25 protein-coding genes, 2 tRNA genes, 2 pseudogenes and 1 other annotated feature are annotated in these 26,835 nt (G+C 36.1%); of the genes and pseudogenes, 3 read left to right on the forward strand and 26 right to left on the reverse strand.

All coding sequences use genetic code 11. The features are described 5' to 3' along the window. Positions 1 to 28 precede the first annotated feature (28 nt). The 9 genes from leuD to HHU08_RS17130 form a co-directional block, all read right to left on the reverse strand. Positions 29 to 619, reverse strand: a complete 591-nt coding sequence (gene leuD, locus HHU08_RS17085) for a 3-isopropylmalate dehydratase small subunit (RefSeq protein ID WP_016201754.1) — start codon at positions 617 to 619, stop codon at positions 29 to 31. A 14-nt stretch (positions 620 to 633) separates the two neighbouring features. Next, positions 634 to 2,046: a 3-isopropylmalate dehydratase large subunit gene (leuC, locus tag HHU08_RS17090; protein WP_016201755.1), complete on the reverse strand. Its 1,413-nt coding sequence runs from the start codon at positions 2,044 to 2,046 to the stop codon at positions 634 to 636. 553 nt (positions 2,047 to 2,599) lie between these two features. Continuing rightward, positions 2,600 to 3,697 (reverse strand): 3-isopropylmalate dehydrogenase, encoded by a 1,098-nt coding sequence (gene leuB / locus HHU08_RS17100; protein ID WP_016201756.1) that lies wholly within the window; start codon positions 3,695 to 3,697, stop codon positions 2,600 to 2,602. Positions 3,698 to 3,741: 44 nt separating this feature from the next. After that, a complete protein-coding gene (locus tag HHU08_RS17105; protein ID WP_169188932.1) occupies positions 3,742 to 5,277 on the reverse strand; it encodes a 2-isopropylmalate synthase in 1,536 nt (511 codons plus the stop codon). Then, entirely contained in the window at positions 5,264 to 6,286 is a 1,023-nt protein-coding gene (gene ilvC / locus HHU08_RS17110; protein ID WP_016201758.1) for a ketol-acid reductoisomerase, read from the reverse strand. The genes HHU08_RS17105 and ilvC overlap by 14 nt, the downstream gene beginning before the upstream one ends. Before the next feature lie 230 nt (positions 6,287 to 6,516). Beyond that, on the reverse strand, positions 6,517 to 7,035 hold the full coding sequence (gene ilvN / locus HHU08_RS17115) for an acetolactate synthase small subunit (protein WP_016201759.1): 519 nt from the start codon (positions 7,033 to 7,035) through the stop codon (positions 6,517 to 6,519). Then, a complete protein-coding gene (gene ilvB, locus HHU08_RS17120; RefSeq protein ID WP_016201760.1) occupies positions 7,032 to 8,747 on the reverse strand; it encodes an acetolactate synthase large subunit in 1,716 nt (571 codons plus the stop codon). Before ilvB ends, ilvN begins: the two co-directional genes overlap by 4 nt. 116 nt (positions 8,748 to 8,863) lie before the next feature. Beyond that, positions 8,864 to 9,115: a binding site (T-box leader), on the reverse strand. A 557-nt stretch (positions 9,116 to 9,672) separates the two neighbouring features. Continuing rightward, a complete protein-coding gene (locus tag HHU08_RS17125) occupies positions 9,673 to 9,864 on the reverse strand; it encodes a YolD-like family protein (RefSeq protein WP_016201761.1) in 192 nt (63 codons plus the stop codon). Positions 9,865 to 10,451: 587 nt separating this feature from the next. Beyond that, positions 10,452 to 11,795 carry an IS1380 family transposase gene (locus HHU08_RS17130; protein ID WP_118977697.1) on the reverse strand — a complete coding sequence of 448 codons (1,344 nt, stop codon included), beginning with the start codon at positions 11,793 to 11,795 and terminating at the stop codon, positions 10,452 to 10,454. 190 nt (positions 11,796 to 11,985) lie between these two features. Here HHU08_RS17130 and HHU08_RS17135 point away from each other — a divergent pair, with 190 nt between their 5' ends. After that, the gene (locus tag HHU08_RS17135) at positions 11,986 to 12,384 is read left to right on the forward strand and encodes a general stress protein (RefSeq protein WP_169188933.1); all 399 of its coding nucleotides are present in this window, start codon (positions 11,986 to 11,988) and stop codon (positions 12,382 to 12,384) included. 41 nt (positions 12,385 to 12,425) lie between these two features. Here HHU08_RS17135 and HHU08_RS17140 read toward each other — a convergent pair. The 12 genes and pseudogenes from HHU08_RS17140 to HHU08_RS17185 all read right to left on the reverse strand — a co-directional run bounded on the left by HHU08_RS17140 (position 12,426) and on the right by HHU08_RS17185 (position 19,592). Further along, positions 12,426 to 12,499: transfer RNA gene (locus tag HHU08_RS17140), tRNA-Arg, on the reverse strand. A gap of 166 nt (positions 12,500 to 12,665) precedes the next feature. Beyond that, positions 12,666 to 12,739: transfer RNA gene (locus HHU08_RS17145), tRNA-Arg, on the reverse strand. A gap of 131 nt (positions 12,740 to 12,870) precedes the next feature. Then, complete coding sequence (locus tag HHU08_RS17150; RefSeq protein WP_169188934.1) at positions 12,871 to 13,380, reverse strand: metallophosphoesterase family protein; 510 nt, start codon at positions 13,378 to 13,380, stop codon at positions 12,871 to 12,873. A gap of 6 nt (positions 13,381 to 13,386) precedes the next feature. Next, entirely contained in the window at positions 13,387 to 13,992 is a 606-nt protein-coding gene (locus HHU08_RS17155; RefSeq protein ID WP_016201764.1) for an XTP/dITP diphosphatase, read from the reverse strand. A 656-nt stretch (positions 13,993 to 14,648) separates the two neighbouring features. Continuing rightward, complete coding sequence (locus HHU08_RS17160) at positions 14,649 to 15,716, reverse strand: GerMN domain-containing protein (RefSeq protein ID WP_101730700.1); 1,068 nt, start codon at positions 15,714 to 15,716, stop codon at positions 14,649 to 14,651. A gap of 392 nt (positions 15,717 to 16,108) precedes the next feature. Continuing rightward, positions 16,109 to 16,906: a glutamate racemase gene (gene racE / locus HHU08_RS17165; protein WP_101730699.1), complete on the reverse strand. Its 798-nt coding sequence runs from the start codon at positions 16,904 to 16,906 to the stop codon at positions 16,109 to 16,111. A gap of 9 nt (positions 16,907 to 16,915) precedes the next feature. Further along, the gene (locus HHU08_RS17170; protein WP_016201767.1) at positions 16,916 to 17,374 is read right to left on the reverse strand and encodes a MarR family winged helix-turn-helix transcriptional regulator; all 459 of its coding nucleotides are present in this window, start codon (positions 17,372 to 17,374) and stop codon (positions 16,916 to 16,918) included. Between the two features lie 283 nt (positions 17,375 to 17,657). After that, a pseudogene (gerE, locus tag HHU08_RS17175) lies at positions 17,658 to 17,744 on the reverse strand (spore germination transcription factor GerE); the annotation flags it as partial. 27 nt (positions 17,745 to 17,771) lie between these two features. Then, positions 17,772 to 18,002 (reverse strand): hypothetical protein, encoded by a 231-nt coding sequence (locus HHU08_RS25750; protein ID WP_328823027.1) that lies wholly within the window; start codon positions 18,000 to 18,002, stop codon positions 17,772 to 17,774. An 88-nt stretch (positions 18,003 to 18,090) separates the two neighbouring features. Further along, positions 18,091 to 18,672 (reverse strand): recombinase family protein, encoded by a 582-nt coding sequence (locus HHU08_RS25755; RefSeq protein ID WP_328823028.1) that lies wholly within the window; start codon positions 18,670 to 18,672, stop codon positions 18,091 to 18,093. Beyond that, entirely contained in the window at positions 18,642 to 19,253 is a 612-nt protein-coding gene (locus HHU08_RS25760) for a recombinase family protein (protein ID WP_328823029.1), read from the reverse strand. The genes HHU08_RS25755 and HHU08_RS25760 overlap by 31 nt, the downstream gene beginning before the upstream one ends. Before the next feature lie 30 nt (positions 19,254 to 19,283). Further along, entirely contained in the window at positions 19,284 to 19,592 is a 309-nt protein-coding gene (locus HHU08_RS17185) for a hypothetical protein (RefSeq protein ID WP_101730697.1), read from the reverse strand. A 148-nt stretch (positions 19,593 to 19,740) separates the two neighbouring features. Between HHU08_RS17185 and HHU08_RS17190 the strand changes: the two genes are divergently transcribed. Continuing rightward, positions 19,741 to 20,145, forward strand: coding sequence for a hypothetical protein (locus HHU08_RS17190; protein WP_169188935.1), 405 nt, complete (start codon positions 19,741 to 19,743; stop codon positions 20,143 to 20,145). On the opposite strand, the pseudogene HHU08_RS17195 reads toward HHU08_RS17190, so the two are convergent. The 3 genes and pseudogenes from HHU08_RS17195 to gerE (HHU08_RS17205) all read right to left on the reverse strand — a co-directional run. Continuing rightward, positions 20,107 to 20,634: pseudogene (locus HHU08_RS17195) on the reverse strand (ATP-binding protein); the annotation flags it as partial. The gene HHU08_RS17190 and the pseudogene HHU08_RS17195 overlap by 39 nt on opposite strands. Then, entirely contained in the window at positions 20,631 to 22,199 is a 1,569-nt protein-coding gene (gene istA / locus HHU08_RS17200; protein WP_169188936.1) for an IS21 family transposase, read from the reverse strand. The gene istA and the pseudogene HHU08_RS17195, both read right to left, overlap by 4 nt. A 306-nt stretch (positions 22,200 to 22,505) precedes the next feature. After that, positions 22,506 to 22,730 carry a spore germination transcription factor GerE gene (gerE, locus tag HHU08_RS17205; protein ID WP_016201768.1) on the reverse strand — a complete coding sequence of 75 codons (225 nt, stop codon included), beginning with the start codon at positions 22,728 to 22,730 and terminating at the stop codon, positions 22,506 to 22,508. A gap of 355 nt (positions 22,731 to 23,085) precedes the next feature. On the opposite strand from gerE (HHU08_RS17205), the gene HHU08_RS17210 reads away from it, so the two are divergent. Then, positions 23,086 to 24,234, forward strand: coding sequence for a hypothetical protein (locus tag HHU08_RS17210; RefSeq protein WP_101730682.1), 1,149 nt, complete (start codon positions 23,086 to 23,088; stop codon positions 24,232 to 24,234). Between the two features lie 35 nt (positions 24,235 to 24,269). On the opposite strand, the gene sdhB is transcribed toward HHU08_RS17210, so the two are convergent. Then, positions 24,270 to 25,028 carry a succinate dehydrogenase iron-sulfur subunit gene (gene sdhB / locus HHU08_RS17215; RefSeq protein ID WP_016201770.1) on the reverse strand — a complete coding sequence of 253 codons (759 nt, stop codon included), beginning with the start codon at positions 25,026 to 25,028 and terminating at the stop codon, positions 24,270 to 24,272. A gap of 1 nt (position 25,029) precedes the next feature. Further along, entirely contained in the window at positions 25,030 to 26,793 is a 1,764-nt protein-coding gene (gene sdhA / locus HHU08_RS17220; RefSeq protein WP_016201771.1) for a succinate dehydrogenase flavoprotein subunit, read from the reverse strand. Positions 26,794 to 26,835: the final 42 nt, after the last annotated feature.

Genomic DNA, 26,835 nt, shown 5'->3' on the forward strand with positions numbered 1-26,835 from the left:
TAGAAAGGGTCTTTTAACATTTTATAAACTATTTTGGAACAGCTATATTTTCGTATTCTGCTATTTTATCACTGTATTGAAGTGTGATTTCGATCTCATCCCAGCCATTTATCAGCATCTTTTTCCAATAAGGATGGATAGAAAAAGTTGCGGAAAAGCCTAAGTCATCCTCTACTTTTTCTTCTTCAAGATTAATATGAAGGAAATAGGGTTGATTTTGTGCAGCTTTCAAAAGGTATTCCACTTCATCTGTCTGTAATTGAATTGGAAGCATCCCATTTTTTAAACAATTTTGATAAAAAATATCTGCAAAAGACGGGGCGATGACAACAGAAAATCCAAAGTCCTGGAGAGCCCAGGGAGCATGCTCTCTTGACGATCCGCAACCAAAGTTTTTATTGGCGATCAAAATAGATGCCCCTTGATTTTCAGGTAAGTTTAGTTCAAATTTAGGATTCGGTTCTCCATTTTTCAAATAGCGCCAATCGAAAAAAGCAAATCTGCCGAATCCAGTCTTTTCAATACGCTTCAAAAATTGCTTCGGGATAATCTGATCTGTATCCACATTTACTCGATCCATCGCTACTGCTTTTTCGTAAAGCTTTTTAAAACCACTCATTGCAAATTCCTCCTTTACGTTGTTGCTTGTAATTCTGCATTCATTTTTCGAATATCAACAAATCGTCCATTTAACGCCGCAGCAGCTGCCATTGCTGGGCTGACTAAGTGCGTTCTAGCACCAGCTCCTTGTCTACCTTCAAAATTACGATTGGAGGTAGATGCACAATGCTCACCACTTGGTACCACATCATTGTTCATACTTAAACACATACTGCAGCCTGCATCTCGCCATTCAAAGCCCGCTTCTACAAAAAGTTTATCTAATCCTTCTTCCTCTGCCTGTTTTTTTACTTTTTGCGACCCAGGAACAACTAGTGCTCTTACTCCTGGATATACTTTCTGTCCTTTGATTACATTTGCGGCTTGTCTTAAATCTTCTATTCTAGAATTCGTACAAGAACCGATAAATACATGCTGAATGGCAATATCAGTAATTGCCATTCCCTCTTTAAGATCCATATACTGAAGAGCACTATATAAAGCTCGACGGTCTGTTTCCTCTTGATAATAATCTGCTGTTGGAATTGTTTCATCCACTTTAGCTGTCATTGATGGATTGGTCCCCCAGCTTACCATTGGGGCAATATCGTATCCATCAATTGTAATGACTTTATCGTAATATGCATTCTCATCAGAAGCTAACTGGCTCCATTCTTGAACGGCGCTTTCCCAATTTTCCGGTGCGTATTTTCTTCCTTTTAAATAAGCAAAAGTTATTTCATCTGGACAAATTAACCCTGCACGTGCTCCGCCTTCAATAGACATATTACAAATCGTCATTCTTTCTTCCATTGAAAGATTACGAATCACATCTCCTGTGTATTCAATAACATGACCAGTTCCAAAATTCACACCGTATTTAGAAAGTATATAAAGAATGACATCTTTTGCATTTACACCATTTTCCAATTTCCCATTGACCTCTACTTTTAACGTTTTTGGTCTAGTTTGCCATAGTGTTTGTGTTGCAAGGACGTGTTCTACTTCGCTTGTGCCTATCCCAAATGCCAATGCTCCAAAAGCTCCATGAGTCGATGTATGGCTATCACCACAAACAATTGTTTTTCCAGGCTGTGTTAATCCAAGTTCTGGCCCAATTACATGAACAATCCCTTGTTCAGGACTTTGTAAACCAGCCAATGGAATATTAAACTCTAAGCAGTTCTTCTCTAAGGTAGTCATCTGATTTAAGGCAATTTCATCATCTATTTTAAAGCGGTTAATAGTTGGTACATTATGATCCATCGTTGCAAACGTCCGATCTGGTCTTCTCACTTTCCGATTTTTCATTCTCAATCCGGAAAATGCCTGAGGAGAGGTAACTTCATGAACGAGATGTAAATCAATATATAATAAATCCGGCTTCCCCTCTTCTCTATGTACTACATGTTTTTCCCAAATTTTATCGATAATGGATTTCCCCATTACTTTGCCCTCCAATCCATATTCTTTTTCCCTGTTGTAGTTAAAGGGCTGTCAAAGTATTCTTTTGACAAGCCCTTTAACGGTATATTTCTCTCTATTAATAGTCCTCTATATCCAATCACTGCCGCTTTTGACAAGCTATTTTTATTCTAAAAGCTGTTTTGTAAAGTGTTTATATAAACTTGAACCGGTTATCAGCCAAACTTTCGACTTTTCAGCCAAATTAGACCAGATATCAGCCAAACTTTCATCTTTTCAGCCAAATCAGACCATATATCAGCCAAACTTTCGACTTTTCAGCCAAATTAGACCAGATATCAGCCAAACTTTCATCTTTTCAGCCAAATCAGACCAGATATCAGCCAAACTTTCGACTTTTCAGCCAAATTAGACCAGATATCAGCCAAACTTTCATCTTTTCAGCCAAATCAGACCAGATATCAGCCAAACTTTCATCTTTTCAGCCAAACCCGACCAGATATCAGCCAAACTTTCATCTTTTCAGCCAAACCCGACCATATATCAGCCAAGCTTTCGAAGCAGTCCTTTTTTATTAAACATGTGCCACTTTAACAAGCTGTCGAATTTCTTTCTCTACTTCTTCTACCATTTCAGTCGTCGAAACGATCGTGCAGTTTGGTGCAAGAATATCCCTTGTTCGAAAGCCTTTATTCAAGACATTATTAACAGCCTCTTCAATAATCGTTGCTTCGTTCTCCATTTGAAAAGATAAACGCAGCATCATACTTACAGATAAGATGGTTGCAAGTGGATTGGCGATGTTTTCCCCTGCAATATCTGGTGCAGAACCATGGATTGGTTCGTAAAGGTAAGGTCCACCAGCTGATAAACTGCTTGATGCCAACATTCCTAACGAACCGGTTAACACTGATGCTTCATCACTTAAGATATCGCCAAACATATTTTCTGTAACAATCACATCAAATTGTTTTGGGTTTCTAACCAGCTGCATCGCTGCATTATCAACAAGCATGTGCTCTAGAATAACATCTGGATATTTTTCTGCTACTTGACTTGCAATCTCCCTCCATACTCTACTAGTCTCTAAAACATTGGCTTTATCTACGGAAGTAACCTTTTTCGATCGTGTTTTTGCGATTTCAAATGCTTTTTCGACTACACGTTCTATTTCTTCATTCTCATATTGAAGTGTATCGACAGCACCTGGTTTTCCATCTATTAACCTACGTTCGCTCGGCTTTCCAAAATAGATGCCTCCTGTCAATTCACGGACCACAATTAAATCTACTCCTGCGATAATATCCTCTTTAAGTGGAGACGAGGCTGCTAAACTTTCATAACAGGTTGTTGGCCTGATGTTCGCGAACAGGTTCAATTCTTTTCTTATTTTCAATAGTCCTTGCTCTGGGCGTTTTTCCACGGGAAGGGAATCCCATTTCGGTCCTCCAACTGCTCCTAAAAGAATCGCATCACTATTTTTACAAATCGTAATCGTTTCATTAGGTAAAGGAGTCCCTGTTTTATCTGTTGCACAACCGCCAATATCAGCATATGTGATTTCGAACTGATGTCTATATAATGTTTCAATTGTTTGCAAAATCTTCATTGCTCCTGCTACTATTTCAGGTCCAATTCCATCACCTGGCAATACGGCGATTCTTTTCTTCATTTCTATTCGCTCCCTATATCAAAGCTTGATGTGGATCTTAAAGCTTACACTTTTTCAAGAAATTGTTCTCTTGCCAGAATCCCTCTATTAATAGCATTTATATAGGCTTTGGCAGATGCTATTAATACATCTTGATCTAAGCCTCTTCCAGTACTTTCTTTTTCGTCATATTGCACTCTAACAAATACTTGAGCTAACGCATCTCTGCCAGCACCCAATGACTGAATTCGATAATCTTCTAATTTCACTTGACCAGATATGGACATTTCTAGTGTGTTATATAATGCTTCAACACTTCCTGATCCAGTACCATTTTGAATAATTAATTCATTTTTCGGACCAGAAAGCTTAACAATTGCATCAGCTTCGTTGTCATTTTTATGTTGGACCTTAACATCAACTAATTCATAGTATTTCTCTTCTTTAGCAAGCTTGTTTTCTAGAAAAATGGCAATAATATCTTCATCGGAAATTTCTTTTTTGTGGTCTGCTAAATCCTTAAATGCAATAAAGAGATCTTTAACATCCTCATCTTTCACTTGAAGCCCTAAATCTTTCAGCTTTGTTTTAAAGGCATGACTACCTGAATGCTTCCCTAGAACCATATTATTGTTGTTTACATAGCCTACAAGTTCAGGAGAAATAATTTCATAGGTAGTTTTCTCCTTAAGAACTCCGTCTTGGTGAATGCCAGATTCATGAGCAAAGGCATTGCGACCAACAATTGCTTTATTCCCTGGGACCACCATGCCAGTTAATTCACTAACAAGGCTGCTTGATCTGCTAATCTCTTTCAGATTAATTCTTGTTCTTTCTTGATAATGATCATTTCTAATATGAAGCGCTACCACAATTTCTTCCATTGAAGCATTACCAGCTCTCTCTCCTATGCCATTAATAGTGCACTCTACTTGAGTTGCTCCATTTTCGATAGCGGCTAGTGAATTTGCTGTTGCCATCCCTAAATCATCATGACAATGGGTTGATAAGGAAACTTTATCAATGGACGGGACATTATTTTTTAAATATTGAAAAACTTCACCATACTCATTTGGCGTTATATAGCCTACAGTATCTGGAATATTAATGATACGCGCTCCTGCTTGAATAACTTCTTCTATTATTTCTGCTAAAAATGGAAGTTCTGTACGACATGCATCCTCTGCACTCCATTGGATAACTGGAAATCTTTTAGCAGCGTATTTAACGGCCGCTACAGCTCTTTCCACAACTTGTTCTTTCGACAGTTTTAATTTGTATTCTCGATGAATTGGACTCGTTGCTAGAAACACATGAATTCTCGGTTCTGCACCGTCTTTTAAAGCATCCCAAGCTGCATCAATATCAGATGTTACCGCTCTTGCTAAACCTGTAACAGAGCTATTTTTTATTGTTTTCGCTATTTGTTGCACAGAGACAAAATCACCTTTAGAGGCAGCAGGAAAGCCTGCCTCTATAATATCTACATTCAATTTTTCTAACTGTTCAGCAATGACCAACTTCTCTGCCAAATTTAAATTTACGCCAGGAGATTGCTCCCCATCTCTCAATGTTGTATCAAATATCTTAATTTTTGCCACTACCAACCACTTCTTTCTTTCTCGAGCTTTTAACGAATGGCATCATTGCACGTAATTCTTTTCCAACCTTTTCGATTAGATGTTCACTTTCTCTCGCATTAATCGCGTTAAACACTGGTCTATTTGCCTGATTTTCTAAAATCCATCCTTTAGCAAATTTTCCTTCTTGAATATCTGTAAGTACAGCTTTCATTTCTTTCTTCACATCATCTGTGACAATACGTGGTCCTGTTACAAAATCTCCCCACTGTGCTGTATCTGAAATAGAATATCTCATTCCTGCCATTCCATCTTCATACATCAAGTCAACAATCAATTTCAGCTCATGTAAACACTCAAAATATGCTAATTCCGGTTGATATCCTGCTTCAACCAATGTTTCAAAGCCCGCTTTTACAAGTGCAGTTAGACCACCACACAGAACCGCTTGTTCACCGAAAAGATCTGTTTCTGTTTCTTCTTTAAATGTTGTCTCTAAAGCTCCTGCACGTAAAGCCCCAATCGCTTTTGCATAAGCAAGTGCAAGCTCTCTCGCTTCACCAGTTACATCTTGATAAATTGCAAACAATGCTGGAACACCTGCTTCTTGTTCAAATGTTCTTCTTACAAGATGACCTGGTCCTTTTGGAGCAACTAATAGTACATCACTCTCACTTGGAGGGACAATTTGATTAAAATGAATATTGAATCCATGAGCAAACATTAATGCTTGATTTGTTAAATTTGGTTTAATTTCTTCATTATATACTTTTGTTTGTAATTCATCTGGAAGTAAAATCATTACAATATCCGCTTGAGCTGTTGCTTCGCCAACTGAATAAACATTAAATCCATCTTCCACTGCTTTATTCCATGAATTACCTTTTCTTAATCCAATAATGACATGAACACCACTATCTTTCATGTTTAAAGCATGTGCATGTCCTTGAGATCCATAACCAATTACTGCAACTGTTTTCCCTTCAAAATATCCTAAATTTGCGTCTCCGTTATAATACATTTTTGCCATTATTCTTCTCCCTTTCGTTTGTAAAATTAGATTTATTTAATGGCTATTTTCATAAAGTTTGCTATTAGTCAACCGCAACCTAAATACATTTCACTTTCTATAGGGCGAGCGGTGGATTCTTCTTAGTAATACCTTGTGGGGGTCTCACCTTTCTCGCTTATCCAATAGACGTCTTCACGTATTCAGACTGCTCAATAAATCTATGAAAATAGCCTATTTAATATTGATGTTTAGACGATAGAATAGTTACTTTTATGAGCTGCTGTTTTTTGAGATCCACGAGGGAATGCTGTTGTACCAGTTCTAGCCAATTCTTTAATTCCATAAGGTCTTAGCAGTTCTATAAAAGCTTCAATTTTTGTTGATTCTCCTGTAATTTGGATAACGAGACTTTCTTTACTTACATCGATTACAGAAGCTCTAAATGGTTCAATAACTGAGTATAGCTCGTGCCTAGTCTGCGGTGTAGCAAGTACTTTTATTAAGGCAAGCTCTCTTGCAACTATAGCCTGATCAGTGATGTCTACTACTTTCAAAATATCAATTTGCTTATTTAACTGTTTCGTGATTTGTTCTATGACGCCATCACTTTCTACATGCACAACACATGTAATTCGAGAGACTCCTTCATGCTCCGTATGTCCCACTGATATGCTTTCAATGTTGTAGTTTCGTTTTGAAAAGAGATTAGTGATCCGATTTAATACACCAGATTTATTCATAACAGTTAAGCTAATTATTTTCTTCATGGCTTCATCCCTACCATTTCATGCAATCCTTTACCTGGAGCAATCATTGGATACACATTCTCACCAGGATCAATGCGGAAATCCAATAATACAGGTTCTCTTACCGCTAACACTTCGTCCAGAATGCTTGCAGCTTCTACTGCGGAAGATATTTGATAGCCTTTTATTCCATACGCTTCTGCTAATGCAACAAACGATGGTTGGTAAGATTCCTTACTATGAGAAAAGCGAGATTCATAGAAAAACTCTTGCCATTGTCTTACCATCCCTAATGCTTGATTATTAAAAATAATAATCTTAATCGGTAAATTCAATTCTCTTATTAGCGCAAGCTCCTGGCTGCACATTTGAAAGCCCCCATCACCGCTAATAGCAAGTACCGTTGCTTTTGGATCAGCTAATTGAGCTCCAATACTTGATGGAAGTCCAAATCCCATTGTACCTAGTCCTCCAGATGTTACCCAGCGATTGGACTCTTTAAATTGATAGTATTGGGCAGTCCACATTTGGTGCTGTCCAACATCTGTAGTTACAATTGCTTCACCTTGCGTCTTTTCGTATAACATCTCCAATACTTGCTGTGGTTTCAGAAGATTGGATTCTTCATAATAATACGGATATTCATTTTTCCAATTTTCAATCTTTTCTAACCATGCATTATGGTCTGACTGTAAGCCTTTTTGCTTTATCAACATTGTAAGTGCTTCTTTAGCATCTGCAACAATCGGTATTTTCGTTGGAATAATCTTACCAATTTCTGCAGGATCGATATCAATATGTGCTTTAATGGCATTTGGTGCAAAATGGGCTAAGTTTCCTGTTAAACGATCATCAAATCTTGCCCCAACATTAATTAATAAGTCTGCTTCATATAAAGCCATATTAGCGGCATAACAACCGTGCATTCCTCCCATACCAACAAACAACTTGTTATCAGCTGGAAAACCTCCTAAACCAAGAAGTGTATGTACGACTGGGATTTGTTGCTGTTCTACATATTGAAGTAACTCGGTACTCGCTTTTGCAAAATTGACACCTGCTCCTGCTAAAATTACTGGTTTTTTTGCAGCACTTACAGCTTCTGTCAATTTGCGAATCTGCAAATAATTCGGTTGTGTTGTCGGTTGATAACCTGGAAGGTCTACTTCCTTCTCAGCTGGAACATCTGAAATAGTTGCAGCAATATCTTTTGGAAAATCAATTAATACTGGTCCTGGTCTTCCACTTGTAGCAATATAGAACGCCTCTTTAATGATTCTAGGAATATCTTCAAGGCTTCGAACCTGACAATTATATTTTGTTATCGGTGTAGTAATCCCTAAAATGTCTGCTTCTTGAAAAGCATCTGTTCCAATCACACCTGTTGCTACTTGACCTGTAAAAACAACTAGTGGCAGAGAATCCATCATAGCATCAGCAAGCCCTGTTACAATATTTGTAGCACCGGGACCTGATGTTGCAATGACTACACCTGGTTTTCCAGAGATTCTCGCATATCCTTCTGCTGCATGAATACCGCCTTGTTCATGTCTTGGCAATACATGAAAAATTTTCGAATCGTAAATCTTATCATAAATTGGTAACACAGCTCCACCTGGATATCCGAAAATAAATTCAACATTTTCTTTTTCCAAAGCTTGCAGTAAGAGATCAGCACCAGTTAACGGTTTTACTTGGGCCTTTGTATTTTCAAAGGCAGTCTCCTGTAACATTTGTATAACCTCCCTAAATTCTTTCCTTTTACTTATTCACTGGATGTTACCAAGAAAGGCTATATCCATAAAAAAAGCCTTTCCACCTCCAATGGTTACTAATGTTTTTTAGTAAACAAAGGGGTGAAAAGGCATTTCCTTTCCACGGTACCACCCTCATTCATACACTGTAAATAAATGTATGCGCTTTATGAACGGTTCGTTCTCTTTTGATAACGAGTGGAAACACTCGGTTAGCTCTACTTGCTTACCTTTCAAGCTAACACTCTGAGGTGAGTTCATTAACTATTGGTTCACTGGTTCACACCAACCACCAGCTCTCTTTGGAATCCAAATAGAAAACTACTTATCCTCATCATCGAATTACTTATATTTATTCAGTTTGTCATGTTGTTATGTTACTAGTTTTAGCAAGTAACATGTTGTGTTTTTCATTTGTTGAGGTTATCTTACGCTGAATTTAAACAAGAGTCAACAGTATTTTTGAGAATTATTTGATTATTTAAACAACGAGGACAACTTTAGGAAACGCTTACATTATTGTCATATAAAGAATGCATGTACTTTTTAAACCTTCAAAAAAATTTAAAAAATTCTTTTTTTACTGAAAATAATCTATAAAGAAAACTTCTAGGAGTGAAGATTTTCTCATCCCCATTTCTGATAGGTTGCGCTTATCGGACCTTTACGGGAGAGTTCCAACACCTAGCTCTAGCTTCCTCGATTTTTCTCAGCTTGAGGTGAGGGTCTTACTGCCCGTTATGATTGTGATAAAAATACATGGTGGATCTTCTTATAGACTTCATTATAATAAAATAATTCTTTCTATTAAACTAAAATGTCAAAAAATCTAACATTGTTTTTTTATTTTATAAAAAAATACAATCACTACAAAAGAAAGCGATTGCATTTTTTAGAAATTAAATTAATGTACAGCACATATATCTTGTATCCATGACAAACGAATTTGATACGTATTTTCGTTGTCATCTTTTAGATCAATCGTTTGATCGATCAGATTGAGCTTCTGAACCTGCCCCTTAATTGTTTCTAACAAACCATTCTTATAATAATTAATAACAATAAGCCTACTTCTTCCTAATTCTTTGAGAATCATGGTGCATATCTCCTTCTACATATTTTTGTTATGTTCATCTATTCACATTACTTCATTTCTTGTTTGTTTTTTACTTAAATCTATTATACACAATAACAGTAAGCGTTTTCAAGTAATGCAAGTGATTTTCTGAACATTATTTTTTCTTAATGAAATTATTACCTAAATCGTACCTTATTATACCTTTATAGGAAAATATATGAGAGAAACTTTTAATTATAGGTTTCTCTCATGACAAGGTAGCAGTACACTATTTTATTTTTTTCTTAGTCTTACATTCTTTGTAACAAAAAATAACTACTTTCGCTTTAAGCCTGTGCCAAACCGTGCATTTCATTAAACTTTTCTACCCATCGTTATTTCAATATAAGAAGCCACTATTACCTCTTGCTATTAGAATAAAATTCCAAATAGCTAAAAACCTGAATCCGTGATAAAAAATAATTCTTCCGATAATTTTAGGAATTCCTTATTTTCTTGCCATTCGTACTAATTTAAGTTGGATTGATTGTTTTTTGTGTACACTAAATAAAACCTGCTTACCTATAATTTTTTTCAGGTCTTATTACCTATTCAGTTTCCTAGGCTTATGTTGTAAATGAAAGATACAGTCGTTTAAAAGTAGGAAACCAAGGACTATGATTTCCAAACTTTAAGTAAATTCTTCGGGAATGCTTTACCAATTTTGCAGCTAATGTAATCAAATTCTGGATAACCGTTTTTACTCGGCGACGGAAGACCTTTCTTTTAAGCGGCGCATCCCCTGATTTCAGGCTTTCTTGGCCAATAATCCGAAGGAGATTGTAGGTTAAACATCCAAGATGTAAGATTAATTCATTGGTGGCAAATTTCCCAGAAGGGAAACGTTCTAGGTCTAAATCCGTTTTTAATTCACTGTGGAATTGTTCACAAGTGGCATGTTCGTGATAAAGGCTAATTATTTCCTCTGTTTCATTAGGTAGGGTAGTCCAATAGCTCTCAAACTCAACATCTGGGATTAAGAGGATTTGGCCGTTTTTATCAATCGTTCTTTCTGTTACTTTATAGACTTGGCGAATGGCTTTTTTCATTCCCTTTGGAGTTGTTTCTAAAGCACCATAGAATACACGTTTTCCTTCTCGCTCCTGAACGCATTTACCGAATTGTTCAGCTACCATGAGCCAGTTTTCAGGCTTTTCACGGCGAGGATTTCGTTTAATTATGAAATCGGCCTTTTCATTCACACAAACTTTTAGGTTTTCGACACTATCGTTTCCTGCATCCATACGGACCAATAACGATAGATCAGTAATCATCCGAGAATATATAATACTTTTCTCGAGAAATTTCTCAGTATCCTTTTGAACGTGTGTGCTTCCCTCCCGAAGTTCCACATTTACAACGTAGCCTTCTTGACCCAAATAGGAGAAGTTAGGGGAATACCCGTCACATCCTTTGTATGTGCGACTAACCCCTTCTTTCTTAGTATTTGAGTTATCAAATGGCGATACATCAATATCCAGAGGTACGTATGATTTTTTGTCACTAGTAATTGTTGGAGTGACAGGAGAATCAAATTGCCGTATTAGTTTAGCCGATTCTTCCAGAACAATGGATTTCCATCCAGTCACCTTGGCAATTTGATCGAGTCGTTGCCGTAGTGTGGGACTTGATGGAACCACTTGAATATCCAATGCACGATAAAAGAAGGGATCATCTCGAAATTCTTCGATATGGTCGAAATCATTCTTACCTTGGCACAATAGACCCACATAAGAAGTGGTAACATCCCCATTAAGAATGGCCGGAGACGACTTGATTTCTGGGACCTTTAAGGATGAAAAACGTTTGTAAAATTTTGTTTTTGATAAAAGCAAACCTATTAAACCTAGACCCGAATGGGTCGTTAATGTATCATCGGAATCTTCTAAAATAAACTTAACCAATTTCAACACCTGCCTGGTGAAATAAAATTATCAACATAAATCAGCTGATAACATTATTATATCAGGATTTGTGGGCACATTTATTATTAATTACGTCACGGACTCAGGAAAAAGGAAATTGCCCTGTTTATTCCCTTTCAATAATGGGAATATATACAATATGCAACAATCAATTGTTTAAAGGAGGAATAGGTATATGACAAACAGTGTAGTAGGTATATATGATTCTCCTGAAGCAACAGTAGATGCTATTGAGGAATTACTCTCTAAAGGGTATTCTCCAGATCATATTTCCGTCATCACTAGAAATGAACAAGTTGCTTTAATCGAACAAGAAACAGAAGTGAATACAACCTCAGCAATTAACGAGGGTGAGCCAGTATCATTTTTAGATCGATTAAAGAATTTCTTCGCTGGTACGGACTTAGAACCATATGAGGAAGAACTGCAAGCAGGAAAATACATTGTTCTTTTAGATAATGATGCGGAAACGGAAGAAGAAAAGTTGAACAAATTAAGTTTTGATAATAGTGAAGTAGATGTCATACCATCCCAAACGATGAATACAACAGTAGAACGAAAAAAAGTAGAGTAAGAAAAAAGCTTAAACCATTGTGGTTTAAGCTTTTTTGTAGACGTCCCAGGAGAGATTCGAACTCCCGACCGACGGCTTAGAAGGCCGTTGCTCTATCCAGCTGAGCTACTGGGACATAATGTATTAATTATTTCAGAAATGTTTACCAAAAAATATTATATCATACCCTATAGGATATGCATAGTTTTTCTATTCCAACTAATAGACTATTTTATTATAATAATATAGGCAATTCATATAACCTGAAAAAATACTAAGTAATCATAAAAACAAATAAAATACGTCCCAGGAGAGATTCGAACTCCCGACCGACGGCTTAGAAGGCCGTTGCTCTATCCAGCTGAGCTACTGGGACATGTTATGTATTTCTTTACTCTTTATGAGGACAATAGTTATTATATGATTATAGGGACATAAAGTCAATAGTTTATTGAAGTTTTTTTTCCTAATGAGGAATTTTTTTCTTCCTCATTAGGAAAAAGCCTACTAGAAGGGAAATTCACTTTTTAATTCTGGAAGTAACCCATTATGAAAATCATAAACTTCTGTTACAAATCGATTACTTTCAATGGTTAAAATGACATATGTTTGTTCTTTTCTACCTCTAGGCAATCGTAAACTACCCGGATTAATGAAAAGAACATCATCAACCACTTCCATCCCTAAGAAATGAGAATGCCCGAAACAGGCAATATTAGCCCCTATCTCCTTTGCTTTGTACAATAAATTATTAAGAGAGGATTTCACCCCATATAAATGCCCATGTGTTAAAAAAATCTTTTTTCCCGCAATTTCTTGAATTGTTTCCGTTGGATATCTGTCCTCATAATCACAGTTCCCTTGAACCGTAATATATCCCGCCATCACTTCTTCACTTGCTGAAAGCTCTGAATCTCCACAATGCAGAAACAAATCTACATCCTCTTCATGCCTTTTTTTTAAAACACCTAACTCGGATACCAATCCATGACTGTCACTTACAATCAAAATTTTCATCCAGGTCTAGTTCCTTTCCTTAAAAACAGTTGGTAACTGTTCTTTTAGTTTTTTTAATGCATTTGCACGGTGACTAATTTTATTTTTCTTCTCTGGCGGCAATTCAGCCATTGCCTTTTGTTCTACCTCTACATAAAAAATCGGATCATAACCAAAGCCGTAATCTCCTCTTCTTTCCGTTAAAATAATCCCTTCACAAGTACCGGTAAATGTTAAGGAGGATTCATTAGGAATTGCAACTGCTAATGTACAACAAAAGCGAGCTGTTCTTTTTTCTGTTGGAACTCCCTTTAATTCATCCAAAACCTTGTCCATATTATCTTGATCATTCTTTTGTTCACCTGCATAACGTGCAGAATACACTCCAGGTCTACCGTTCAATGCATCTATAACAAGACCAGAATCATCTGAGATAACAACACGATTTAGTAGCTTAGAAATCGTTTCTGCTTTTAGGAGAGCATTTTCTTCAAATGTTGTCCCTGTCTCCTCTACATCTGGTACATCTGGAAAATCTAATAGTGTTTTTACTTCATAGCCAAGTGGTGAAAACATTTGTACAAATTCTTTTGTCTTGCCTGTATTCTTTGTTGCAATAATAATCTCTTTCATCATAAATCTCCTTAATTAGCTAAAAATATTTTTTTACGCTGAAACATATGTAGTTGCTATTCTTTCTTTTAGTTTACTACGATTGAAAAAATGCGTCTAATAAAAGTATATACCCTTTCTTCCTTATTTCCAAAGACAGTTTTGTGAAGTTTATAACGTCATTTCATCGGTTTCTTCTGTTTTTATGGAAATCCTTATATAATTCACTATAAATATCGGTATGGATAAATTATTACCATCAACACTCTGGACTAAAAAAATAAAGAGGCTGGGACATAAGTATTCCAGCCAAGGATAATTCCGAACAATTATACGAAGATGCTAATGAATGTTCCGTATAATTGTTCGGGCTTTTATTTGTTTTTCAAAGGATGTTTCCATGAAGTTTGGTGCGATTCCCCGCAGCCGGAATACACTTCGCTTTCCATGGGGCTCGCGCTGAGCCGCTTCGGCCTGTGGCCTGCAGGGTCTCAGACTGTCTCGCTAATCCCATAGGAGTCTTCGTGTATTCCGGCTGCTCTGTTTTTCCAACTAATTATATTTCCTCTTGTAAAAAGTATGCGAAAGCAGCCGCTATTTACTAGCTATATTAGAAATTGTTCGTCTTTACAGAGTATCTATTTAGTTATGTCCCATCCTCTTTATCAATTAACTTATTAGAAACTACCTGTATTCACATTTTCCGGACGAGTAACTGGTTTAGTTAAACTTTCTCCTTCTGCATTCACTAAATCAGCTTCTCCATTAACAGTAACAGAAACACTTTCAATGCCTTCTTGCTCTGTCAATGACAGTACTAATGAATTTAATACTTCATCGGCTAGTACTTTTTCTTCTCCGTTTAGCCCACTAGAATATATGTTTTCGTTAAAGTTTAACGTAACTTTACCATCTTCTACTACTGGTTTATCTAACAGCTTCACATCGTTAGGTAATAAACTTGTTAATGCTGTTGCGCCTCCCATACCTGGGCCTTCTATTAATTCACCTACTGCGGCTGCCACATTATTTTCTTCTGCATTGCTAACACGCTTTGTTACTGGTACATAATAGTATGAATCTAAATCTCCGCCAATATAATAAACGGTTAACGGTTTAGTGTTTGTAATATCTGTAACATCATCCGTATTAACGTTAATGCCATCTGCTCTTGTTAAAGCACCTTGGATCGGGGTTTTATTAACTGGCATTTCTGTCAGCTCATGACCATTTAAAGAGAGCTTAACAGCATCAATTGAATCAAATTGTGTCAATGTCCACGTAATAGATTGTAAAATTTTCTCTTCATCTTTAGCCTCGTACTCTTTGAATTCATTTGAAAAATCGACTGTAGCCACTTTATCCTCATCTACATTAATACTAATTTTCGTATCTTGCGGAATTACTGCCTGAAAATCATTTGGCAGCATTTCAGAAACTTTTCCACCTTTAACTAAATATTCTAAGCTTTCTTTTGCAATCGAATTTGTTTTTGGCAGATTTAATGTTTGAGGAACGACATACCCATATTTATCCATTAAATATAATTCAATAGGCATTGCATCCTCTGTAGCAACTTCTCCCGCTGTTTCTTTGTCCGCATTTTCTTTCACTGCATCATCTTCATAGGATGTAGTTTGGGGTGGATCTACTTTTTCTTTATCTCCCAATAAGCTACAACCAGAGATCAACACAGATGATATTAAAACCGCAGAAACTATGGTCAATTTGTTATTCTTAGACATTCTTCATCACTCCTAAGACAGTTTGTACTAATATATATACGAGCCTATCTTTTTTTTAGACCGTCTTTAGAAGATTTTTTTTCAAAAAGGCTGTTTTCGTAAAGTTTTTTGCGATTACCCGCAGCCGGAATTCACTTCGCTTTCCGTGGGGCTCGCGCTGAGCCTCCTCACCTCGCCTCCGGGGTCTCAGACTGTCTCGCTAATCCCACAGGAGTCTACGTGTATTCCGGCTGCTCCATTTTTCCAACTAATTCTTTTTTTCGATAGAAAAACAACAATCCTTTAGAAAACAACCCACAAAAAAGACTGTCTCACTATTTCATCCACAAAAATGTCTCGATTAGAACTGATCTAGATATTTTTGTTAATGGAACATAAGACAGTCTTATTACTTATGACAATTTAATTGTTTCAACAGAATGTATTTCTTGATTTAGCCAGTTTGATGCTATTCTAGCAAAAATTTCTTTCGATCCAGTTGTATAAAAATGATGTTCTACTTGATTCTCTTCTGAAGCAAGTTGGTCATGATGGTTTAGAATGGTACTAACTTCTCTTGCCGTTTCTGCACCAGAACTAATCACTTTTACCTTTTCCCCTATCTCTTCTTGTATTACTTTTGCCAACAAAGGGTAATGGGTACAACCAAGTATTAGAGTATCTATCTCTTTATTCTTTAATGGCCAAAGCGTTTCTTTCACAATTTTCCTTGCGACTGGTCCATCATATTCGCCGCTCTCCACTAAAGGAACAAATTTCGGGCATGCTAAACTAACTGTTCTTACTCGATTATTAATCTTTTTTAATGCTTTTTCATACGCTCGACTTCGAACAGTACCAATTGTTCCAATCATGCCTATATAATTATTTTTTGTTACCTTAATTGCTGTTCGTGCCCCCGGAATAATTACTCCAATTACAGGAATAGATAGCTGCCCGCGAATTTCCTCTAATGCCACTGCAGTAGCAGTATTACAGGCAATCACAAGCATTTTAATATTTTTCTTCAACAAGAATCTAGTCATTTCCCAAGTGAATTTCTTCACTTCTTCTCCCGTTCTTGGTCCATATGGACATCTTGCCGTATCCCCTAAGTATACGATATTTTCAAAAGGAAGCTGGCGCATAATCTCCTTCGCGACCGTTAATCCACCAACTCCAGAATCTATAACCCCTATTGCTCTTTCCAAAAAACCGCCTCATTTTTCTCGCATTACTTGATGTAAACGCATGAAATTTTTCTTTAATTCCTCGATATCTCCGGTTGTATACTCATTTAATACTTCTTGAAGATAGTTTTGACGTTTTTTAATTACTTCGTCAATTAATCTTTTTCCTTCTTCTAGCATATGAATACGAACCACACGTCGATCATTCGGATCCTTCACTCTTTGAACTAAATGATTCTTTTCCATCCGATCAACTAAGTCGGTCGTTGTACTAAAGGCAAGGAACATTTTATTTGATAATTCCCCTATTGTCATATCGCCCTCTTCAAATAGCCATTGCAAGGCAACGAATTGAGGAGGAGTCATTGTATAATCGCTTAATATCTCTCTCCCTTTTTGTTTAATGATCCCCGATATGTATCGCATATCCTTTTCTATCGTAGCTATATTCTCCAAATATTCCTTTGCATTTTTCTCTTCAGTCATCATGATTACAACTCCCATATATAAATATACAAATATAATTAATTTCCGACAATTTTCTACGAATCAGTACCTTTAATTATAATCTACAATTCTTCCCTCGTAAATGTATAAGGCGAAAAGTTAATGGAGTATTAATTTAGATGTAAAATTTATGAACAAGAGCAGTTTTGACAATATTATTTACACATCCCTCATTTAGCCATGTATCCTCATTAAAAGAAGATGACCCATATAAGCGGCAAAGGAGTGGAATTTCCTCCCCGCTTATACGAGATCATCTTCTTTATTATAGCTCTAGTTCTCCCATTCTAAGGAGTTCTACAACAGCCTGTGAACGCCCCTTCACGCCCAGCTTCTGCATAGCATTTGAAATGCATACCTTTTGCATGCTAAAAACACACTACTGTATTTGTTCAAAAGTGTATTTAATATCTAGTGTTCCATCTTGGCTAACTTCCATTGAATCTAATAACTGCTGGAAAGCATAATGTAAGTCACTTTCTTCATTTTCCAGCTGCTTAAAAGCCTGTTTAATGGTCTCTATATTAATACTTGTATTATCTTCTTGCGACAATAGAAAAAGCTTATCATTTAATTTACCAATCTGCTTTTCCAGTTCATCTCTTTTCACTTTAAATTCCGCTTTAGATATCAGTCGATCATTTAAATAAAGATCCAGAACATCTTTTTTCTGTTCTTCTAACCGGTCTATTTTATTTCTAATGCCGCGGGCTGTCCTCCAGCTGCTTCTTTTTATATTCTGTATCAAAGTTTAACCGAATGCTTTCTCCCTTTTCTGTTAAAAGTCTTAACATAAACTCCCTAAATTGTTCGTAACGAATCGGTTCATGATTTAAGCAGCCATGTTCACCATATCTTCTGTACTTGCTGCATTTTAAGTATTTCCATTCAATTCTGGAACCATCTTTTTTTCGTTTATAACTTTGCATAATCACCATATTAGAGCCACAATGAGCGCATTTTAATATATCTCTGAATTCATTCCATGGAGTAATTTTTGTTTTTTTACTTTTATAGTCTCTGTTATTAGCTTTTTCAAATTGAGTAGAAGTTATGATTGCTGGATGATGATCTTTAAAGATCAACCATTTTTCTTGAGGATTACGGATTTGCTTCTTTCTTCCACCAACTTTTACAGTTGTGTACTGATTAAGTATGAAGTTTCCATGATAGATAGGATTTTGAAGTATTCTCTGAACGGATGTAACCTGCCATTTATCCTTTTGTTTCGGTTTTAAGCCTAAATCATTTAACTCTTTTGTAATGCGCTTAAAACCCATTTATCGAAGTTATACCAATGGAATATTTGTCTTACTACTTTAGCTTCTTCTTCATTGATAACAAGTTTTTGGTTTGGACGATCATATCCAAAAGGAATCTTACCGATATGTTCGCCACGTCGCACTTTAGCTGCAAGAGCAGCAGAAATCGAGCTTGATAGAGTTCTAGAGTATTGAGCAGCAAACAAGCTCCATAATTCAAAAACCATGTCGTTCTTACCAACTTTAAAACTGTCAAAACCTTCTTCAATGGATATTACACGAACATTATGTGCTAGCAGTGTTTCTCTAATTTCTAAGCTATCTTTTAGATCCCTGGCTAAACGTGAAATGGATTTAAAGATAATCATTTCTATTTCGCCTTTTTTCGTTTTATCTAATAATAATTGGATTGCTGGGCGATCTAAGAAGACTGTTCCAGATATTCCTTCGTCTTTAAAAACAGATTCTTCGTTCCATTCGTAGCCATTTCTTTCTAGCCAGTTACGGCATATATCGATTTGGTTTTCGACCGATGAGACTTGTTCGTCTCGGTCGGTGGATACACGGACGTAGACTGCGTATTTAGATTTGGGTTGCATAAGTTGTACCATCCTTTATTGAATATAAAATTATTCATCAACTGCACCATTAGAATATAAATCTTTCTCTACTTGTACCCATTTGATTAAATCCTTTCTTTCTGGGTAAGATTCTTCGTATTTTTTATTATTATTTAGTAATTCATGTCCTTTATTTGTTAACCGTGCTGGCTTAATTGAAAAATAATCGTCCAACCTTAATACTCTTTCTAAATATCCTTCATTTTCTAAAAATTTTATAAAATTCTCAAATTCTCTGGTTCTTAAACCATAATCTTTTTCTGTAGGTAAAAATTCCCCTCTATTTATCTCTCTTAAAATACTATAACCAACTCTCATAATATTCCTCCTAACTAGAAATCACTTAATTCACTATATTTTATCATTAATTGTAAATTTATAGAAATATCATTTACTAATCTACTAATTTAATGTTAATATTATCTAGAGAGCTCTCTGTATAATATTAACATTAATGGAGGTTATTATGAATAAAAAAATTCAGCAAATCTTTTTAGTAATAATATCTACAATTTTATTATGTTTTAGTTTACTTCCAATCAATACTTTTGCAGAAGAAAAGTCCCTCATCCAAGAAAACATATCTGTAAATACTACTCAATTGCAAATTAAAATTGCATCAATCGATGAAGAAACCTCGAAATTGATTATTGGGGAAGAAATCACAAGCCTATCACTAAACGGATATCTAGATAATTTAATTAAGTATAGTAATGACTCCAATGCTTCTTACACTTTAGAAGAAGTTGAGGATAACGATCTTATTAATTTATCAAATTATGATTCAACTTTTAAACCCAATTATGTAGTTACTTTAAGTTACTCAAATGATGTCCATCGCCATAAACATCAAATCATCAATAATAACTAAGTCAGCGTCTCTTATTCTTTTCATTCTTGTCTGTGATTTACGTGTGATTTCCTCCGTTTTCAATACATTGATAAGGTCTCCCATCGTAGTAAAGATCACCTTGTAACCTTGGTTTAACGCTTCGATACCTAACCCGATTGAAATGTGGGTTTTCCCGCAACCTGGTGGCCCCAATAGAATGATATTGTGTAATTGTTCTATCCAGGTTAAATCTTTTAATCTATTTAGCTGTTTGTTGCTTAATGACTTCTGTTCTTTTAAATTGAATTCTTCTAATGTCTTCTGGAAAGGAAATGTAGCCCATTTAAATCGTTTCTCTAATTGCTTTTCTTCTCTTCGAGTTTGTTCATATTTTGCTACATCGAAGAGGAACTGAGTAAAGGACGAATCCTTTTGCTCAGCCTCTCTTATTAATGCAGGAAGGTGATTTGCTGTTTCTGTTAAACGTAATGTCTTCATCAAATCTTGTAATTGATTTAGCTGACTCATACAGGTTCACCTTCCAATATGGCAGTGTAGGCATCCACTTCTCTTTTTTGAGCCTCCGTCTCCATAATCCAACCAGAAACTCCTTTTATGTGTGTTACATTCTCAGCGGTATCATGCACCGTATCTCCAACTTGTCGGTGTCGTTTTAAATAGGCAACGACATCGCTAAAATCTGTCGCACCATAAAGGCTCCTTTTTATACATTCATTTAATGCTGCCGATAGAATTTCCCTGTTATTTACTTTTGTCTCTTTTAATATCATTTGGAGCTGATCCCTAATATATCGAGGGTATTTATCTTTTACTGTCTGTAAATAATCATAAGCTATCTCACTGTCATTAAATTGTTGGGCAACGGTATCCATAAATGCATCAATACCTTTTGTTCTATCTCGGCTATGTTTTCTGTCTTTAATTAATAATCCCTTCCCGTCAGGGATAGTATGTTTTGCGATGATTTCTCCTGTTTCATGGCTATAAATGATTAATTCCTTTTCTTCGGTTTTCTTAATGCAGACAGTTTCATATTTGCCAAACGTCCCCAATGGAAGAGAATAACGATTCGATAAATAACGAATAGTATTGTCCTTATGGACGCATCTTGATATACTAGTTTCATAGTTATATTTTACATCTAGATTTTTGGTGACTGGTCGTAAGTGTTGTCTTTCCAGGGAAAACACTTCGACCGGTCTCTTTTTTGTTGTATGATGAACTTTATAGTTGCCGGTTCTATTAAGCCATTCCCATCCTTGTTCATTCCAGGAATCAATGTTATGAAAGACTCGGTGTTTAGCGAAGTTATGTTTAATGAAACCAACTACATTTTCAATTTTTCCTTTACTTTCTGGATCCGACTTACGGCAAACACGAAGGGTTAGATTCCTAGATTCTTTATATTGTTGGAACTCTTGCGTTAGAATTAAATCTCCTCCATTTTCACTTACCACAATTAAACTATCTTGGTCATATACTAATTCTCCTGGTATCCCTCCGTACCACCTAAATGCATTCTCATGTGCTGCAATCACATCTTGGGTAGTAAAAGGCCTATCTAACCACTCCTTATACTTATACCTAGAATTGGATAATACAAAGGCAATAAAGTTAAGTTTAACTTCTTTATTATCACTAGTTTTTTGCTTAGTATGACCAAAGTCAACTTGAATTTGCTCACCCATTGGTGTATCTGGTATAGCTTCATAGATTCGTGGTGAAGTTTCCTTTTTTATTTTATATTCGTCTCGAAGCTCTTTAACATAGGAGCGAACCGTACTTTCACCTACTTTAAAATCTTCATACTTCTCTTTTAACCAGTCTTCTACTTGTGCAGCTGACATATCTGGATGTTCTCTCAGCCAGGATAAAATTAGTTCTTTATAAGGATCTAATTTCTTACTTCTCGACTGAAGAGAGTCTACCCACTCAGACATATCCGAAGGATTCTTTTTTAGATAACGATGAACGGTTGATCTTGAGATTCCTAGTTTTTCTGCTACCTTTTTCTTGCTAAAACCCTTTTTTATTAGCTGATGTATTTCCATATACATTTCCCACTTATCCACCTTTTGCTACCTCCACTGATGAGTATGTTTTGATATAAACATTTTACAATGGATGGTACTTATATTTGTATATTTGGGTAAATAAGTGTTTCTTTTTATCTAGCAAAAACTGTCTACTCTAGTTTAGCAGTCACAAAAAGTTAATGGAGTATTAATTTAGATGTAAAATTTATGAACAAGAGCAGTTTTGACAATATTATTTACACATCCCTCATTTAGCCATGTATCCTCATTAAAAGAAGATGACCCATATAAGCGGCAAAGGAGTGGAATTTCCTCCCCGCTTATACGAGATCATCTTCTTTATTATAGCTCTAGTTCTCCCATTCTAAGGAGTTCTACAACAGCCTGTGAACGCCCCTTCACGCCCAGCTTCTGCATAGCATTAGAAATATGATTTCGAACTGTTTTTTCGCTTATGAATAAATCACTCGCGATTTCCTTAGTCGTTTTATCTTGGACTAACAGTTCAAATACTTCTCTTTCTCTTTTGGTTAATAATGGCTTGTGAGTAAATTCATTCTCCTTCAAGTAGTGTAACCCTCCTTGCCTTTGCCAGCTATGAACTTTGGGATGGGTATAGTTATAGTCTGAATATATTATGTAAGATGACACCTTGGAGTGACTGGATTTATAGAAATTAGGGAAGGTTTTTTCTGTTTTTAAAATTTCTTTCCATTACAATCATTTAACAAAACAATTAAGCATTTATTAACCTTCCCCATTAACAGATAGTGTACATTTGATATTTAGATGGTCGAGTGAAAAATCCACTATATTCTCCCTCCTTTTTCCTAACTTCTTAAAAATCCATGTTATAATTTAAGCAACGAGTAATTATGCAGTAGTTTAATTTCTGTTATCAAAGGAAGTTTTGGTGATATAAATGGACTTAAACATAGATTTTCTAACAAACCTACATAAAGAATTACTTCAGGATATGTACTTTGATTATGATCGGATAGGCACTCCCTATATTGATATCGTAACGATTATGGGTGGGCTATTTTACTTTGAACAACAAACGAAAAAGGCAAGAAAGAATAACTGCTTAATCATTCCCGTTTTCCATGTAAGTCACTGGGAAAAAAATAGGGATGTCTTAGAAATGCTTCTTGATTGGTTAATGGAAGAACCTGTTTATCTTCAGTTCCAACAAATTGATGTGGAATTAATGTCTCCTTCTTTTTATCTTCCTAATAATTATGAAGTAACATTATTTTTCGATGATATGGAATCATTAGTCGGTGTTGCGAAAAATAATTGCTCAGCTTCACCTATTGCCTCTGATTATCTTCGACTTATAAACAAAGAGAATGAGCGGGGTAAGCAAGAAAAATTAGCTGTTTTTCTAAGAAGTAACGTCTCTGCTTCTGGTGAGATTATTGCATTAGATTCAACAATCTATAAGAAGATCTCTAAAAAATTATCAACCGTTAGCACTTGTTTACTCGTATCGATTGCTGCAGTGAAAACGTACTTTAACGGTGGAAGCACTGTATATGTCTATCAAAATAGCAAAATCAATAGAAATGTTTGTATCGATTGGAATGTATTGCACAAATCTACTCATCCGAAAACTTTTAAACTATTAAATGATCTCTATACAAGCTTGGATCTTAATTTAACTATCAAAACTCCTGTATTGCATAAACCTTTACAAATAGGCATAAACGAAATACCAAAAGAATATAAACTACAAATCAAAAATACTATTGACTGTGTGCGAATAAAAAGAAAAGGAAAAGCAGCTGTTACCTTACCATGTGGAATTTGTTTGCCATGCTTGCAAAGAAAAATCACTTTATCTGCAAGTAATAATGAAGTATATGATACATTGTATGAGTATGATTATGGTCAAAAGGTTGCAAATCTGGAAAAAGAGGAAGATAAACGAATCTTAACAGAGACTTTGCAGCATCTAGAAGCTACTATAATTTATTTAGAGAATAACTTAAGCGAACTGGCTAGCGAGGAAAAATCAGTAGCAACTGAATTTATTTTCGCCTATCGTCAATTCAAAGAAAAATATTAGCCGAAAAAAGACCACCAAATGGCGGTCTTTTTTGATTAATGATCACTTCCAAAGAAGTTTTTAAATGCTTGGAACGTTGTTTCACGGTTCAAGGCAGCAATAGATGTTGTCAATGGAATTCCTTTTGGACAAGACTGCACACAGTTTTGAGAGTTACCACAGTTAGCTAGTCCACCATCTCCCATTATCTCTTGTAGTCTTTCCTCTTTATTCATTTCACCTGTTGGATGAGAATTGAATAGACGAACTTGAGAAAGCGGTGCTGGTCCCATGAAATTAGATTTACTGTTTACATTTGGACATGCTTCTAAGCAAACTCCACATGTCATACATTTAGATAACTCGTATGCCCATTGGCGTTTTTTCTCTGGCATTCTTGGACCAGGCCCTAAATCATACGTTCCATCGATTGGAATCCATGCTTTGACTTTCTTTAAGCTATCAAACATGCGGCTTCGATCTACTTGGAGATCGCGGACAACAGGGAATGTTCTCATTGGTTCCAAACGAATCGGTTGTTCTAATTGATCAATTAGAGCTGTACAGGATTGTCTAGGCTTTCCATTTATGACCATTGAACATGCCCCACATACTTCTTCTAAACAGTTCATATCCCAAGAAACTGGAGATGTTTTTTCTCCCTTGGTTGTTACAGGATTTCTGCGAATTTCCATTAGGGCAGAAATCACATTCATATTAGGTCGATATGGCAAAGTGAATTCTTCTACATAAGATGGTGAATTAGGGTCATCTTGTCTTGCAATTTGAAAAGTAACTGTTTTTTGTTCCCCCATTTTATTTCACTCCCTCTTTTTGCTTTGAATAATCTCTTTTTCTAGGTTTGATTAATGAAGTATCGACTTCTTGATAATGGAGATCAGGAGCCTTATCTTCCCCAACAAATTTAGCCATTGTTGTTTTTAAGAAATCCTCGTCATTTCTTTCTGGGAATTCTGGTTTATAGTGCGCTCCACGGCTTTCGTTTCGATTGTATGCACCGAGTGTGATAACACGTGCAAGATGAAGCATATTCTGTAATTGACGAGTGAATACTGCCCCTTGGTTAGACCATTTTGCTGTATCATTAATATTAATATGTTTATATCGCTCTAACAGCTCTTGAATTTTATCGTCTGTTGCTAATAATTTATCGTTGTAACGAACAACTGTAACATTATCGGTCATCCATTCTCCTAATTCCTTATGTAGAACATAAGCATTTTCTGTTCCATCCATTTTCATAATATCCTGCCATTTAGATTCTTCTTCTTTAATAGCGGAATCATATAAGGAAGTAGATAAATCTTCTGCACTTTTGCTTAATCCACTTATATATTTAACTGCATTCGGGCCTACAACCATTCCACCATAAATCGCTGAAAGTAAGCTGTTTGCTCCTAAACGGTTTGCTCCATGCTGAGAGTAATCACATTCTCCTGCTGCAAATAGACCTGGAATATTGGTCATTTGATCATAATCCACCCATAATCCCCCCATTGAGTAATGAACTGCAGGGAAAATTTTCATCGGAAGTTTACGTGGATCTTCGCCAGTGAATTTTTCGTATATCTCAATAATGCCACCTAATTTAATATCTAATTCTTTAGGATTTTTATGAGATAAGTCTAGATACACCATATTTTCCCCATTGATGCCGAGCTTTTGGTCAACACAAACATGGAAAATCTCACGTGTCGCAATATCCCTAGGCACAAGGTTTCCGTAGGCTGGATATTTCTCTTCTAAGAAATACCACGGCTTCCCATCTTTATATGTCCAGATACGTCCGCCTTCCCCACGAGCTGATTCACTCATTAAACGCAGTTTATCGTCACCAGGAATAGCAGTTGGATGAATTTGGATAAATTCCCCATTAGCATAATAGGCTCCCTGTTGATACACAACAGATGCTGCTGAACCAGTGTTTATAATAGAGTTCGTAGATTTTCCGAAGATAATTCCAGGGCCTCCAGTTGCCATGATAACAGCATCTGCAGGGAAGGATTTAATCTCCATTGTTTTTAAGTCCTGTGCTTTAATCCCTCTACATACACCTTCTTCATCTGTGATAATACCAAGGAATTCCCAGCCTTCATACTTAACTACAAGCCCATCAACTTCATATCTTCTAACTTGTTCATCTAAAGCATATAGAAGCTGTTGTCCTGTCGTTGCCCCAGCAAAAGCTGTTCGATGATACTGTGTTCCTCCAAAACGGCGGAAATCAAGTAACCCTTCTGGTGTACGGTTAAACATTACACCCATTCTATCCATCAAATGAATAATTCCAGGGGCTGCTTCAGCCATCGCCTTGACAGGTGGCTGGTTTGCTAAGAAATCTCCGCCATACACTGTATCGTCAAAGTGCTCCCACGGAGAATCTCCTTCCCCCTTCGTATTTACCGCTCCATTTATTCCACCTTGGGCACAAACGGAGTGTGATCTTTTTACAGGTACAAGGGAAAATAATTCTAAAGGAGTCCCTGTCTCTGCTACTTTGATTGCTGCCATTAGTCCTGCTAAACCACCGCCAACGATGATAACTTTCCCTTTCTTCATAACAAACGTTCACTCCTTCATCTATTGCTCTACTAAACTACT

This window comes from Niallia alba (assembly GCF_012933555.1).
Classification (GTDB): domain Bacteria; phylum Bacillota; class Bacilli; order Bacillales; family Cytobacillaceae; genus Niallia; species Niallia alba.

What these genes read in the sequence shown, in the direction of transcription:
- leuD (WP_016201754.1), bottom strand. Translation starts at nt 619, where the DNA reads ATGAGTGGTTTTAAAAAGCTTTACGAAAAAGCAGTAGCGATGGATCGA.
- leuC (WP_016201755.1), bottom strand. Translation starts at nt 2,046, where the DNA reads ATGGGGAAATCCATTATCGATAAAATTTGGGAAAAACATGTAGTACAT.
- leuB (WP_016201756.1), bottom strand. Translation starts at nt 3,697, where the DNA reads ATGAAGAAAAGAATCGCCGTATTGCCAGGTGATGGAATTGGACCTGAA.
- ilvC (WP_016201758.1), bottom strand. Translation starts at nt 6,286, where the DNA reads ATGGCAAAAATGTATTATAACGGAGACGCAAATTTAGGATATTTTGAA.
- ilvN (WP_016201759.1), bottom strand. Translation starts at nt 7,035, where the DNA reads ATGAAGAAAATAATTAGCTTAACTGTTATGAATAAATCTGGTGTATTA.
- ilvB (WP_016201760.1), bottom strand. Translation starts at nt 8,747, where the DNA reads ATGTTACAGGAGACTGCCTTTGAAAATACAAAGGCCCAAGTAAAACCG.
- HHU08_RS17125 (WP_016201761.1), bottom strand. Translation starts at nt 9,864, where the DNA reads ATGATTCTCAAAGAATTAGGAAGAAGTAGGCTTATTGTTATTAATTAT.
- HHU08_RS17135 (WP_169188933.1), top strand. Translation starts at nt 11,986, where the DNA reads ATGACAAACAGTGTAGTAGGTATATATGATTCTCCTGAAGCAACAGTA.
- HHU08_RS17150 (WP_169188934.1), bottom strand. Translation starts at nt 13,380, where the DNA reads ATGAAAATTTTGATTGTAAGTGACAGTCATGGATTGGTATCCGAGTTA.
- HHU08_RS17155 (WP_016201764.1), bottom strand. Translation starts at nt 13,992, where the DNA reads ATGAAAGAGATTATTATTGCAACAAAGAATACAGGCAAGACAAAAGAA.
- HHU08_RS17160 (WP_101730700.1), bottom strand. Translation starts at nt 15,716, where the DNA reads ATGTCTAAGAATAACAAATTGACCATAGTTTCTGCGGTTTTAATATCA.
- HHU08_RS17170 (WP_016201767.1), bottom strand. Translation starts at nt 17,374, where the DNA reads ATGATGACTGAAGAGAAAAATGCAAAGGAATATTTGGAGAATATAGCT.
- HHU08_RS25755 (WP_328823028.1), bottom strand. Translation starts at nt 18,672, where the DNA reads ATGGGTTTTAAGCGCATTACAAAAGAGTTAAATGATTTAGGCTTAAAA.
- HHU08_RS25760 (WP_328823029.1), bottom strand. Translation starts at nt 19,253, where the DNA reads ATGCAACCCAAATCTAAATACGCAGTCTACGTCCGTGTATCCACCGAC.
- HHU08_RS17185 (WP_101730697.1), bottom strand. Translation starts at nt 19,592, where the DNA reads ATGAGAGTTGGTTATAGTATTTTAAGAGAGATAAATAGAGGGGAATTT.
- HHU08_RS17190 (WP_169188935.1), top strand. Translation starts at nt 19,741, where the DNA reads ATGAATAAAAAAATTCAGCAAATCTTTTTAGTAATAATATCTACAATT.
- HHU08_RS17210 (WP_101730682.1), top strand. Translation starts at nt 23,086, where the DNA reads ATGGACTTAAACATAGATTTTCTAACAAACCTACATAAAGAATTACTT.
- sdhB (WP_016201770.1), bottom strand. Translation starts at nt 25,028, where the DNA reads ATGGGGGAACAAAAAACAGTTACTTTTCAAATTGCAAGACAAGATGAC.
- sdhA (WP_016201771.1), bottom strand. Translation starts at nt 26,793, where the DNA reads ATGAAGAAAGGGAAAGTTATCATCGTTGGCGGTGGTTTAGCAGGACTA.